Source organism: Streptomyces hilarionis (assembly GCF_024539675.1).
In the GTDB taxonomy this organism is placed as follows: Bacteria; Actinomycetota; Actinomycetes; order Streptomycetales; family Streptomycetaceae; genus Streptomyces; species Streptomyces hilarionis.
Window position 1 is genome coordinate 32,908 of sequence record NZ_JAHHIT010000055.1, and the last position, 12,393, is coordinate 45,300.

Here is a 12,393-nt window from a genome sequence, read left to right on the forward strand (position 1 = left end):
GAAGGGGGAGACAGTGGACATCGAGGTTTTGGGCGCGCTGTCGGTACGCGAGCACGGCATCTCTGTCACGCCGACGGCTCCCAAGCCGCGGCAGGTGCTGGCCCTGCTCGCCCTGCACGCGGACCGCGTGGTCCAGGTCTCCTCCCTGATCGAGGAACTGTGGGACGACGAGCCGCCGCGCAGCGCCCGCACCACCTTGCAGACGTACGTGCTGCAACTGCGTGAGCTCATCGGCGAGGCGCTGGCCCAGGCGGGCGAGGAGGGCGTCACCGCCAAGGACATCCTCGTCACCCTCCCCGGCGGCTACCGACTGAACACCCGCGGCGGCCGGATCGACTTCCGCGAGTTCGAGAAGCAGGCCGGGGCGGGCTACCGCGCCATGGACGCCGACGACTTCTCCGGCGCGGCCCGGCGGCTGCGCGAGGCGCTGGCCCTGTGGACCGGCCCCGCGCTCGCCGACGTCACCGCCGGCAGCCGGATCGGTCTCGAGGTCAAGCGCCTGGACGAGGCCCGGCTGTGCGCCCTCGACCAGCGCATCGAGGCCGACCTGCGCCGGGGCCGCCACCGCGAGCTGCTCTCCGAGCTGACCGTCCTCGTGAACCGGCACCGCATGCACGAGAGCCTGCACGGCCAGTTCATGGTCGCCCTGCACCGGTCCGGGCGGCGCGGCGACGCGCTCAACGTCTACCAACGCCTGCGCACCACGCTCGTGCGCGAGCTGGGCCTGGAGCCGTCGGCGACGCTCAGCCGGCTTCAGCGCTCGATCCTGATGGCCACCCCGGAGACCGTCCCGGCGCGCGACCCGGAGATCCTCGGGCAGCCGATGGTCCGGGTGGGCTGACCCGGAACGGAGCGGCCGGGGTCATCCGGCCCGCACCGACGTCGCCGACGACGTCGTCGCCGTCGAGGACCACGACGTCGCCGCCAGGGCCGACAGCCGGTCGACGCGGCGGACCAGGGCCTCCTGCTCCGAGGTGAGGCGCTCCACGTGGCGGCGCAGACGGGCGACCTCGTCGACGAGGGACAGGACCGCGGCCTCGTGGCAGTGGTCCGGCGCCGGGAAGGGCGCGGAGACGGCCGGGGCGGCCGGTCGACGGGGGACGGCCGCCAAGAGGGCCGGGGCAGCAGGGGGGCGGCGGGCGGCCGCCGGGAACGGGTCGGCGGGGCCTGGAAGGACGAGCGCCGGATCGTGGTGGAGGACCGCCTCCATCCGGCCGCGCAGGACGGGGCCGGGCTCGACCCCCAGTTCCAGGGCCAGGTGCTTGCGCGCCCGGTCGTAGACGCCGAGGGCCTCCGCCTGCCGGCCGCAGCGGTACAGGGCCACCATCAGCAGGTCGTAGAAGCGCTCCCGCACGGGGTGTTCGCCGACCAGCTCCTCCAGTTCGCCCGTGATCCCGTGATGCCGGCCGGTCCGCAGGCACGCGTCGTACAGCGCCTCCAGCGCCGTCAGCCGGCTCTCCTCCAGCAGGGCCGCCTCGGTCGCGCAGATGCTCCCGCGCACGCTGCCCTCCAGGGCCGGCCCGCGCCACAACGACAGCGCGCGGCGCAGCAGGTCGACGGCGCGTCCGGGATCGTCGACCGCCGCGGCCCGGCCCTCGGCCGCCAGACGGTGGAAGAGGTCGGCGTCGGTGGTGGCCCCGCCCAGCCGCAGGACATAGCCGAGGGAACGGGTCGTGACCCAGTCGCGGGGCGGCTCGCCGGTGGCGACGGCCGCCGCCGCCAGCACCCGGCGCAGCCGGGCCACATGGGCTTGCAGGGCGTTCCCGGCGTGCGCGGGCGGGTGTTCGCCCCACACCTCGTCGATGAGCCGATGGGCGGAGACGACCTGTCCCGCCTTCACCAGGAGCACGCCCAGAACGGCTCGCTGCTTGGCCCCCAGAGGCCGGACGCGCAGGCCCGTGCGCTCGTCGTGGAACTCGACCGGGCCGAGGATGCGGAACCGCGCCCCCTCCCCCGCGTCGGGCCCGGCCGCCGCCACCGGGCTCGTCCCGACGGGCCCGACGACCCGTGGGGCGCCCTGCGGGGCGAGGGGAACGACCGGTGAGGCGACGGGTTGAACGACGGGGGGAACGACCCGTGAGAGGACCGGTGGGGAGTGCACGTCGCATTCCATGGTGGGGCTCCGTCCGGTGATCCTTTTCCGGCCGACCGGGAAAGGAAAAGGAGGGGGACAATTCCTCCGGCCCTGGGACCATAGACGCGTTACGCGAACGGCGGGGAAAAGACGAACCCGGCTCCAGCGGACTTACGGGTTCCGTCGAGTTCAGGCCAGGCGGCGTGTGCCGTCACGGGCGGTGCCGGCCGTCGCGGGCGGGACGGGACATCAGCTCGGGAAATCCGACCTCGACACCGCGCCGGTGCCAGGCGCTGACCAGTTCCATGACGGTGATCGAATCCAGGCCCTGGCACGCCGGCTGCTCGTCGGAGGCCGTCGTGCGACGGCCCGCATGGCGGTCGTCCGAGGCCGCCATCAGGCGCAACAGCTGCCGGGTCAGCGGGTCCGGGCCCGCGGGCGGGAGCTGCCCGCGGGCCCGCGAGGTGCTCTCAGTGGTTTCCATGCCGCGAAAAGCTAACAGCGGGGTTCGGTTCCGCAGAAGACAGTGGAATCCCTTTTTCCCAGCGGTCAGGGGCGTATCAGGGAAATGTCAGCGGGTTCCGGCGGAAGCCGGTGGAACGGGCTCCGCAAGAAGGTCACTAGACGATTCCTCGACACGATCCGAGGGCCCGGTCGCGGCAGGGTACGGTGCGCCTCGCACATGTGTCGCGGGAAAGCACGAGCGACCCCCGCGTGGCGCAATATCGACGAACCTCGGGCACCGATGCGCACACCGGATCGGAAACCGACTACAGCCGTCGAGGTACGGGGAGGAAACCATGAAGATCTGTGTTCTTGGTCCACTGAGTGCCGACGTCAACGGGATGTCGATCGTCCCGACGGCCGGGAAGCCGCGCCAGATCCTGGCCCTGCTCGCCCTCTACCCGGGCCGGGTCATGCCCGTCCCCACGCTCATGGAGGAGATCTGGGGGCCCGACCTCCCCCAGAGCGCGCTCACCACCCTTCAGACCTACATCCTCCAGCTGCGGCGCCGCCTCGGCACCGCCATGGGACCCGAGGCCCCCGGCACCGCCAAGGACGTGCTCGCCACCCGGCACGGCGGCTACCTGCTCCAGATACCGGCCGACGCCGTCGACGTCCACGCCTACGAGCGGCTCGTCACCGAGGGCCAGCAGGCCTTCGAGAAGGGCGACGACGAGACGGCGGCGCGCACCTACCGCCAGGCCCTCGATCTGTGGCAGGGGCCCGCCCTGGTCGACGTGCGCGTCGGCCCGGTGCTGGAGATCGAGGCGATGCGGCTGGAGGAGAGCCGGCTCGTCACCCGGGAACGGCGTATCGACGCCGATCTCCGGCTCGGCCGGCATACCGAGGTCACCGCCGAGCTGATGGACCTGACCGCCCGCCACCCCGAGCACGAGGGGCTGCACTCACAGGCGATGGTGGCGCTGTACCGCTCCGGACGGCAGGCAGCCGCACTGGACGTCTACCACCGGCTGCGCCGCCGTCTGGTCGAGGAACTGGGCGTGGAGCCCTCGCCGCAGTTGCAGCGGCTGCACCAGGCGATGCTCGCCGTCGACCCCCAGCTGGACGTGGTGTCCGGTCCCCGGCGCACCTCCACCTTCGACCTGTACGCCGCCTGACGACCAGTACGCCGCCTGACGACCTGAACACCGCCTGACCCCGCAGCACCGCGGCGCCGCCGGGCACGTCAGTCCGCGAGGTCCAGCTCCCTCAGCAGGGTCCGTTCCAGCGAGGTCAGGGGCACGTCCGGGCGCAGACGCTCGGGATGACCGGGCGGGGGCGCGTCGAGCGGCCCGAGGGCATCGGCCCGGGCCGCCTCGCCCGCCACATGGGCGGCGCCGGCGGCCACCAGACACTGCCAGAAGCAGGCCGCCAGGGCACGGGCGGCCTGTCGCATGCGCCGGGCACCGGAAAACGCCATCACGACTCCTTCGGGCAGCGGACCGCCGTTCGCGCCGTCAGAGTCGGCCCGCGCGCTCGTGAAGCGCCTGACATCCCCTCGAGCCCGGGACGGGCTCCGGCGGATCCATGGGGAGCGCTCGGTCGCCCCGCGACTCGCACCGCCCCGGGACTGGACCGCCCCGCGACGAGGACCACCGCGCGGCTCGGGTCACCCCGCGGCCCGGGATCGCCCGTCGGCGCGCGCATTCCGCGGGCCGGCGCGTCACGTCTGCCGGGGGCCACATCTGCCGGGCCCCCGAGCCCCGTGCTCTCCCGCCTCCGTGCACCCGTGCACCCGAAACCCCCGCGGCCCTGGGCCCCCGAGCCCCTGAGGCACCGCACCCGCCGTCAGGCCGAGGTGCACCGGCGTCCGCCGAGGGGTGTGGGGCACTCCCCCGTCTACGCCTCTCCCCCTTCGCGTCCCGCCCTGACGTCGGATCACGTCCCGTTGCCCGGACGGTGTTCGGGTGGTCGTGGGGGGTGGCGCAGGATCGAGTGTGACGGTCGGGTGCGGGTCGAGTCGGTGTCGAGCCCGGGTGGTGCGGGGGCGGGCGCGGCGCGCGTGCTGGGGATTCGAGCGGCGGTCGAGCGGCCGCCGAGGCGTTCTCCACCCGATCAGGACACAGTCCATGGCGAGCCTGTACGGGCCGGGCCGGTCACGGCGGCCGTGGCCGGCGGGCCTTCCGGACGTCCGAGACGAGAGGGGTGTGGCCGATGTACCTCGCGCCTGTGCACCGCATGGCCCAGCACACGGAGGTGGACGCCCCGGCCGGCGTGCTCTACGGCCTGATCGCGGACGCTCTGCGCTGGCCGGTCTTCCTGCCGCCCACCGTCCACGTCGAACAGCTCGAGTTCGACGGGGAGTCGGAGCGGCTGCGGATGTGGGTCACCGCCAACGGCGAGATCAGGTCCTGGACCACGCGCCGGGTCCTGGACCCCGTGGCGCACCGCGTCGACTTCCGTCAGGAGGTGCTGCCGCGTCCGGTGACCTCCATGGGCGGCAGCTGGACCATCGAGCCCCGGGGCCCCGAACAGTCCCTGGTCACCCTGCGCAACGACTTCGCCGTCGCCGACAACTCGCGCGCGGACGTCGACTGGGTCAAGCGGGCCACCACCGAGAACACGCGCGCCGCGCTCGCCAACCTGCGGCAGCTCGCCGAGCGCTGGCGCCGCCTGGACGCACTCGTCCTGTCCTTCGAGGAGTCGGTGCGCATCGACGCGCCCGTCGAGCCGGTCTACGAGTTCCTGCACCGCTTCGGCGACCGCGGCGACGCCGTGCCCGGCGCCACACGGATCGGCATCTCCGAGCGCGGCCCCGGGGTGCAGCTGATGACCGTCGAACTGTCCGGCGCGGACGGCACGACGCGCACCACCGAATCGGTGCGGATCGGGTTCCCGCACGCCGGGCGCATCGTCTACAAGGACATCCGCGACACCGAGCAGCCCGCGCTGCTCGCCGCGCACACCGGGGAGTGGTCGGTCGAGCCCGACGTCGAGGGCGCAGGGGTCACCGTCGTCGCACGGCATCACGCCGTGCTCGACGAGGACGGTGTCCGCGAGCGGTACGGCGAGGGGCCCGAGGCGCTGCGCGTCGCGCGGGAGGCGCTGCGCGCACGGCTCGCACGGGAGAGCGTGGCCGCGCTGCGGATGGCCGCGGAGCACGCCGAGAGCGCACTCGCCCGCTGAGCCTCGAGCCACGCGGCTCGCGCGCGGAGCGTGAGCCGCGCGGTCTGCCCGCAGAGAGCCTGAGCCGCGCAGGCCCGCCCGGCGAGCCCGCGACCGAGCCCGAGCCCGAGTCCGAGTCCGAGCCGCGCGGCCTGTCCGGTCGTCGCCCCCGCTCGCGCGCTCACCGCGCTGAACGGTCCGCCCGCACTGGCCGGCCGGACCGACGTTGGAGGTCCCACGTGAATGACAACCTGATCGCGGACGCTGCTGCGCCCGGGGGCGCGGTGCGTCCCCTCGCCCCCCGTTCCCTCCGGGTTAACGGTGACGGCGCCGCGCGGGCCCAGTACATCGAGGACCTGCTCGGCGATCCCTTCGCCGACGACAACCCGCACGGCCATCGGGCGTTGCTCGACGCCGACGAGCGACGCGAGGCGCCGGCCGCGACCGAGGAACTGCTCGACCGTTTCGGCCTGGCCGCCGAGTTCGTGCCGACGGCGCTGGGCGGCCGCCTCGTCGGCGTCGAGGGGCTCGCGCAGGTGCTGCGGCCGGTGTTCCGGCGGGACGTGGCCCTCGGCTTCGGCGCCGGGGCGACCGCGCTGTTCGCCGCGTCCGTGGTGTGGGCCGCCGGGGACGGTCGCCAGCGCCGGGCCACCGCGCGGCGGCTGCTGGACGGCGGGCGACTCACCATCCTGCACCGGGAGTTCGCGCACGCCAACGCGATCCTGCGCGGCGAGTACAGCGCGCGCCGCGCGCCGGGCGGCGGGTTCGTCGTGGACGGCCGCAAGGAGGTCGTCATCAACGCCGACCGCGCCGACGCCTTCGTCGCCTACGTGCGCACCGCCCCCGGCGACGGCCCGGACAGCCACTCCGTGTTCCTCCTGGAGACCGACCGGCTCCCCGCGCACGCCGTGCACCGGCTGCCGCGCTCGCGCACCCACGGCATGCGCGGCGCCCACTACGCCGGCCTGGACCTCGAACAGTGCCCCGTGCCCGCCGACGCCCTGGTCGGGGAGCTCGGCGAGGGCATCTACCTGGCGCTGCGCACCTTCCAGGTCAGCCGGGCCGTGGTGTCCGGCGGCGCCCTGGTCGGGGGGATGGACAGCGCGCTGCGCTACGCCGTGCGGGCGCTGAGCGAGTCCCGCCGCGGTCTCGTGCTGCGCGGACGCCGTGGCCGGGTGCTCGCCGGGGTCTTCGCCGACCTGCTCGCCTGCGACAGCCTCGCCGTCGCCGGGATGCGTCTGCTGGACCTGGCCCCCGAGCACGCCCTGGTCCCCTCGGCCGCCGTCAAGTACGCGGTGTCCGCGCTGCTCCACGAGGACCTCGACGAGCTCGCCGCGGTGCTGGGCGCCCGCGGCTACGACCGCGGCCCCGAGTTCGGCGGCTTCCAGAAGCTCGTGCGCGACCTGCCGGTGGCCGGTCTCGGACATGCCGGGACCGCCGACACCCAGGCCGTGCTCGTCCCCCACCTGCGCACCCTGGCGCACGCCGCCTGGCGTGAGGAGAGCGGACACGAGGCCCCCGCCGCGCTCTTCACCCCCGGCGGCCCGAGCGCCGCACTCGACTTCCGGCGGCTCGACGCCGAGCCGCGCGACCCGCAGGCCGGCTGCGACGGGCTGCTCGCCGCGCTGCTCGGCGCCGCCGCCCGGCTCGACGGCAAGCGCGCCCGCGGGCCGCGGTGGGCGGCGCTCGCCGATCTGGCCCGCGCCTTCGCCGCCGAGGTGCACAGCCTCGCCGAACGGTGCGCCACGCTGTCGGGGCGGGCGCACGCCGGGGCGCTCGCTCCGGCCGCGTACGTCCTCGTCGACCGGTACTGCCTGCTGCTCGCCGCCGCCGCCTGTCTCGCCGTCTGCGAGAACGCCGCCCGCGGCACTCCCGAGGGCGACCTGCTCGCCGAACCCGACTGGGCGCTGCTGGCGCTGACCCGGTTCGGCCGCCGTCTGGGCCTGGAGGTGCCCGAGCTGCCGGACGGCGTCGCGCAGGATCTCGCCGCGGCTCTCGTGGACCGGTACCGGCGCGGGCACGGCTTCGACCTGTACGGGATGCGGCTCGCATGAGCCCCCACCTCGACAGAAACGATTCGGCTCCGCGGGGGACGGCGGCCCGGCAGCACCGGGACGGCGCCCGGCGGTCAGGCCCACGGAAGGAGGCGAACGCCATGCACCACAGTGAGTTCCCGGACGTGCGCAGCGGCGGCGGCCGCGTCACGGACGACATCGACGCGCGCGACACCGTCGGCGTCCTCGCCACCCTGGAGCGCATGAGCGCCCTCGGCGTCGTCACCACCGCGCGCGGCTGCGCCGTCGCCCCGCCCGTGCACATCCCGCGCCCCGACAGCTCCTGGCTGGGGGTGCGGGAGAACCTCCTGGACCGCGGGGCCACGGTGGCGTACGCGACCTGGACCGAGTGGATGCCGGCGGTGCTCACCACGCCGCGGCTGAGGCCGCTGCTCGGCCGCGACTGGAACCGTTACGCCGGCACCCAGGACCCCGCGGTCCGGTGCCGGTTCGCCGCCTCCCGGCTGCTCATCAAGTACACCGCGGCGGCCGCGCTGGGCATCGGCCCCGAGGACATCGACATCGCCTACCGGCTCGGCGGCCGCCCGTACCTGCGCGGACTCGACCAGGTGGAGGTGGGGCTGACGCACACCGGTGAGCTGATGGCCGTGGGCATCAGCCGCATGGGCCGGATGGGCCTGGACGCCGAGCGCGCCGACCGGCACTTCGACCTGGACCTGCTGCGGCGGCGGATGTGCACCCCGGCCGAGGCGGCGGAGCTCGACGCGCTGCCCGCCGACCGGCAGGGGGCGTGCCTGCTGCGGCTGTGGACGCTGAAGGAGGCCTACACCAAGGCGCTCGGTCAGGGCATGCGGCTGCCGTTCACCGAGTTCGGCTTCGACCTCGCCCTCGGCGGGCTGCGCACCCCGGACGGCGCCGTGGCCCTCGGCGACGAGTGGGCGTTCGCCACGCACCCCGTCCTCGGCCGCTACCTCGTCAGCGCGGCCTGCCAGGACGCCGGGCTGGACCCGGCCGGGGACACCTCCGTCGGCACCATGCTGGACCGACGCCTGCTCACGGCGATGACCCCGCCCCGCGACGACGACTCCCCGACCGTGGACATCTGAGCCCAGGCGGGAAGCGGGAAGCGGCAGGGGCGAGAGGCGGGAACGGTCGCCGGCGTCGGAGGGCCCGCAGCGAGGCCGGCGGGTGCGGTTCCGCCCCGCGCGGGCACCGGCGTGCGGGGCGGTGCCCGGGCGGCCGTGAGCGGGCCCCGCCCTGCCGCGCCGGGACCCGAGGGTCAGGGCCGGCGTGGTGGCTCCCCCTCGGTGAAGAGCACGTCGAAGGACAGCGCGTCCATCCGCCATCCGGCCGGGGTCCTGCGGGCCCTGCCGGAGGCGAGCGTGCCCGCGCGGAACAGCGGCGGCCGGTCGCCGCCCGGATGGTGGACGTGCGTGGTCAGCACGTTGGCGCGGAACACGGCCCGGTCGCCGTCGACGGTCACCACCGGCGGCGAGCCCAGGTGCTGGGTGCGGGCGAAGGCGGCGAGCGAGGCGTGGTGCCACTCGGCGAGCCCGGCGCACCCCGTGTGGCGGCTCATCGGGAACGTGACGACCGCGTCCTCGGCGAACAGGCTCCGGGCCCAGGCGTCGTCGAGTTCCTCGTCGTCGAGCGCGATCAGATAGCGGCCCAGCAGTTCCCCGACCAGAGCGGCGTCGGCTGCCGTGGCCGAGGCGGCGAGTTGGTTGGAAGTCACCGCCCGAGCATGGTGCCGGGTGCGCTCGCGGGACCAGGTTCCTGCCGAAGATCTGACATTGCCGACAGAGTTCTGTAATGGAATGCGCGAAGCCTGTATCACCTTCTCTTTACCGTCTTCCCGTGGCCCGGCAATACTCGTCAAACACCAGTCGGGAGAGGGCGGATGAATACCTTTGACGCGGACGTGATCATAGTCGGAGCAGGGCCTACTGGACTCATGCTCGCAGGTGAGTTGAGTCTCAATGGAGTCTCCGCCCTGGTCGTCGACCGGCTTGCCGAGCCCATCCGGGAATCCCGTGCCCTCGGCTTCTCCGCGCGCACGATCGAGGAATTCGCCCAGCGCGGTCTGATTTCCCGGATCGGCGAAGTCGACGTCATTCCTTTCGGTCATTTCGGCGGTGTGCCGCTCGACTACCGCGTCCTTCCCGGCGGCTCCTACGGCGCCCGCGGCATTCCCCAGTCGCGGACGGAGGGCATGCTCGCCGGCTGGGTCGCCGAGCGCGGTGTCGAGGTGCGCCGCGGCGTCGAGGTCACCGCCGTCGAGCAGGACGACGACGGGGTCGCCGTCCGCATCGCCGCCGAGGACGGCGCCGCGACGCTGCGCGCCCGCTACGTCGTCGGCTGCGACGGCGCCCGCAGCGTGGTGCGCACCAGCGCCGGCATCGACTTCCCCGGCACCGCGCCCACCGTCGAACTGCGCTTCGCCGACGTCACCGGCGTGCAGCTGCGCCCGCGCTTCAGCGGGGAACCGGTGCCCGGCGGCATGGTCATGGTGCTGCCGCTCGGCCCGGACCGCGCCCGCGTCATCTACTACGACCGCGCCCAGCCGCTGCGCACCGGCCCCGGCCCGATCACCTTCGAGGAGGTCGCCGAGGCCTTCCAGCGCCTGTCCGGCGAGGACATCAGCGGCGCCACGCCGCTGTGGGTGTCCTCCACCACCGACGTCAGCCGCCAGGCCGCCGAGTACCGCAAGGGCCGCGTGTTCGTCGCGGGCGACGCCGCGCACATCCATCTGCCGATCGGCGCCCAGGGCATGAGCGCCGGCATCCAGGACGCCGTCAACCTCGGCTGGAAGCTCGCCCTCGACCTCAAGGGCCGGGCCCCCGAGGGGCTGCTCGACACCTATCACGCCGAGCGCCACCCGGTCGGCGCGCGGATCCTCGCCAACACCCTCGCCCAGCGCACCCTCTACCTCGGCGGTGACGAAGTCGACCCCCTGCGCCAGGTGTTCGGCGAGCTGGTGCGGCACGAGGAGGTGCAGCGCCACCTCGTGGGCATGGTCACCGGGCTCGACATCCGCCACGACGTCGGCGGCGACTCCCACCCGCTGCTCGGCCGCCGCCTGGAGGACCGCCAGGTCAGCGTCGACGGCGTGAAGCGAAGCGTCCTCACCCTCCTGGAGTCCGGGCGCGGTCTGCTGCTCGACCTGGCCGACAGCGCCGAGCTGCGCGCCGCGGCCCAGGGCTGGTCCGACCGCGTCGACATCGTCACCGTCCAGGGCGTCGGGGACGACGCGGCCCCGGGCGGCCTCCTGGTCCGCCCCGACGGCTACATCGCCTGGGTCGGCGGCCCGCACGACGGCGCCGGCGCCGGGGCGAGCGGCCTGCCGCTCACCAGGGCGCTGCGCCGCTGGTTCGGCCCGGCCGACTGACCGGGGTCCCTGCCCACCGCACGTCACATCCTTGAGGAAGCGAAGGAACCATGCCGATCATCTCCACCGAGGACAACTACCTGACCGTCCTCAACCTGTTCACGACCGACACCCCCGAGCACCAGGACCAGCTGCTCACCGAGATGCGCAAGATCGTCGACGCGGCGACCTACGAGGGCTGGATCTCCTCCACCGTGCACGCCGGGCAGGACAGCCCCGGCACCGCGAACCTGATCCAGTGGCGCAGCGGCGAGGACCTGGAGAAGCGGTACTCCGGCGAGGAGTTCAAGCACCGCACGCTGCCGGTCTTCCGGGAGATCACCACGGCGATCCGGCTGTTGCAGAACGAGATCGTCTTCACCCAGACCCACCCCGACCTCGCCGGCCGCATCGAGGTCTCGCCGGACCGCGACGACTACACCGTCATCGAGGTCCTGCGGGTCGCCGAGGCCGACCAGGCCGACCTGGTCAAGCTGCTGGGCGAGGGCCAGCACTGGCTGGTGAACGTTCCCGGCTACCGCTCGCACAGCGTCTTCCGGGGGCTGCGCGCCATGTTCGTCGAGGGCGCCTTCGCCGTCGTGTACTCGCAGTGGGACAGCAAGGAGAGCTACGACGCCTTCCGCTCCCTGCCCGCCGAGCGCAAGCCGGAGCCCCGTCGCGCCAACGACGAGCGCATCGCCGAGCTGACCGTGGCCGGCGACTCCAACACCTACCGCGTGGTGCACACCCGCGCCGCGGGCGCGTAGCCGCCGCATCCCCCACCGGGCGGGCGGCCGGTCCTCCGCCCGGCCGCGCGGCGACCGAGCCGGCGGCGCGCACGCGCCCCGCCGCGACCCACCGGACCCCTGCCAAGGAGCGAGAACCTATGCACAGCACGCTGATCGTGGCCCGCATGGCGCCCGGTGCGAGTGCCGACGTCGCCAAGCTGTTCGCCGAGTTCGACGCCACCGAGATGCCGCACCGCATGGGCACCCGGCGGCGCCAGCTGTTCGCCTTCAACGGCCTGTACTTCCACTTGCAGGACTTCGACGAGGACAACGGCGGCGAGCTGATCCAGCGCGCCAAGGACGACCCGCGCTTCGTGAAGGTCAGCGACGACCTGAAGCCGTTCATCGAGCCCTACGACCCCGCGACCTGGCGCTCCCCGGCCGACGCGATGGCCCACCGCTTCTACCGCTGGGAAGCGACCGCCTGAGCGAGCCGCGCACGGCGCCGGGCCGCCCGCCCCCGCCGGCACACCAGGCCACCGTGCCCGCGACCACGAACCAGATCAGCTGGGGCCAGCCGCCCCGAGACCGAAGGAAGTA

The 12,393-nt window shown here is 74.0% G+C and carries 12 protein-coding genes; 8 read left to right on the plus strand and 4 right to left on the minus strand.

What is annotated here, in order from left to right; genetic code table 11:
- Positions 1-13: 13 nt before the first annotated feature.
- A complete protein-coding gene (locus KMS84_RS14190) occupies positions 14-841 on the plus strand; it encodes an AfsR/SARP family transcriptional regulator (protein ID WP_256916564.1) in 828 nt (275 codons plus the stop codon).
- A 21-nt stretch (positions 842-862) separates the two neighbouring features.
- On the opposite strand, the gene KMS84_RS14195 is transcribed toward KMS84_RS14190, so the two are convergent.
- Positions 863-2,101 (minus strand): AfsR/SARP family transcriptional regulator, encoded by a 1,239-nt coding sequence (locus tag KMS84_RS14195; RefSeq protein ID WP_256916565.1) that lies wholly within the window; start codon positions 2,099-2,101, stop codon positions 863-865.
- Positions 2,102-2,285: 184 nt separating this feature from the next.
- Positions 2,286-2,558, minus strand: a complete 273-nt coding sequence (locus KMS84_RS14200; RefSeq protein WP_256916566.1) for a phosphopantetheine attachment domain protein — start codon at positions 2,556-2,558, stop codon at positions 2,286-2,288.
- Positions 2,559-2,874: 316 nt separating this feature from the next.
- Between KMS84_RS14200 and KMS84_RS14205 the strand changes: the two genes are divergently transcribed.
- Positions 2,875-3,696 carry an AfsR/SARP family transcriptional regulator gene (locus tag KMS84_RS14205; RefSeq protein ID WP_256916567.1) on the plus strand — a complete coding sequence of 274 codons (822 nt, stop codon included), beginning with the start codon at positions 2,875-2,877 and terminating at the stop codon, positions 3,694-3,696.
- A 68-nt stretch (positions 3,697-3,764) separates the two neighbouring features.
- Here KMS84_RS14205 and KMS84_RS14210 read toward each other — a convergent pair whose 3' ends face one another.
- Positions 3,765-3,998, minus strand: a complete 234-nt coding sequence (locus KMS84_RS14210; RefSeq protein WP_256916568.1) for a DUF6059 family protein — start codon at positions 3,996-3,998, stop codon at positions 3,765-3,767.
- Positions 3,999-4,732: 734 nt separating this feature from the next.
- Between KMS84_RS14210 and KMS84_RS14215 the strand changes: the two genes are divergently transcribed.
- The 3 genes from KMS84_RS14215 to KMS84_RS14225 all read left to right on the plus strand — a co-directional run bounded on the left by KMS84_RS14215 (position 4,733) and on the right by KMS84_RS14225 (position 8,804).
- The gene (locus KMS84_RS14215; RefSeq protein ID WP_256916569.1) at positions 4,733-5,704 is read left to right on the plus strand and encodes an aromatase/cyclase; all 972 of its coding nucleotides are present in this window, start codon (positions 4,733-4,735) and stop codon (positions 5,702-5,704) included.
- 218 nt (positions 5,705-5,922) lie between these two features.
- On the plus strand, positions 5,923-7,737 hold the full coding sequence (locus KMS84_RS14220) for an acyl-CoA dehydrogenase family protein (RefSeq protein ID WP_256916570.1): 1,815 nt from the start codon (positions 5,923-5,925) through the stop codon (positions 7,735-7,737).
- 101 nt (positions 7,738-7,838) lie between these two features.
- Positions 7,839-8,804 (plus strand): 4'-phosphopantetheinyl transferase family protein, encoded by a 966-nt coding sequence (locus KMS84_RS14225; RefSeq protein ID WP_256916571.1) that lies wholly within the window; start codon positions 7,839-7,841, stop codon positions 8,802-8,804.
- A 173-nt stretch (positions 8,805-8,977) separates the two neighbouring features.
- On the opposite strand, the gene KMS84_RS14230 is transcribed toward KMS84_RS14225, so the two are convergent.
- Positions 8,978-9,433, minus strand: coding sequence for a nuclear transport factor 2 family protein (locus KMS84_RS14230; RefSeq protein WP_256916572.1), 456 nt, complete (start codon positions 9,431-9,433; stop codon positions 8,978-8,980).
- Positions 9,434-9,598: 165 nt separating this feature from the next.
- Here KMS84_RS14230 and KMS84_RS14235 point away from each other — a divergent pair, with 165 nt between their 5' ends.
- From KMS84_RS14235 to KMS84_RS14245, 3 genes are all read left to right on the plus strand, one after another.
- Complete coding sequence (locus KMS84_RS14235; RefSeq protein ID WP_285893506.1) at positions 9,599-11,086, plus strand: FAD-dependent monooxygenase; 1,488 nt, start codon at positions 9,599-9,601, stop codon at positions 11,084-11,086.
- A 50-nt stretch (positions 11,087-11,136) separates the two neighbouring features.
- Positions 11,137-11,832, plus strand: a complete 696-nt coding sequence (locus KMS84_RS14240; RefSeq protein ID WP_256916574.1) for an antibiotic biosynthesis monooxygenase family protein — start codon at positions 11,137-11,139, stop codon at positions 11,830-11,832.
- A 119-nt stretch (positions 11,833-11,951) separates the two neighbouring features.
- On the plus strand, positions 11,952-12,281 hold the full coding sequence (locus KMS84_RS14245; RefSeq protein ID WP_256916575.1) for a TcmI family type II polyketide cyclase: 330 nt from the start codon (positions 11,952-11,954) through the stop codon (positions 12,279-12,281).
- Positions 12,282-12,393: the final 112 nt, after the last annotated feature.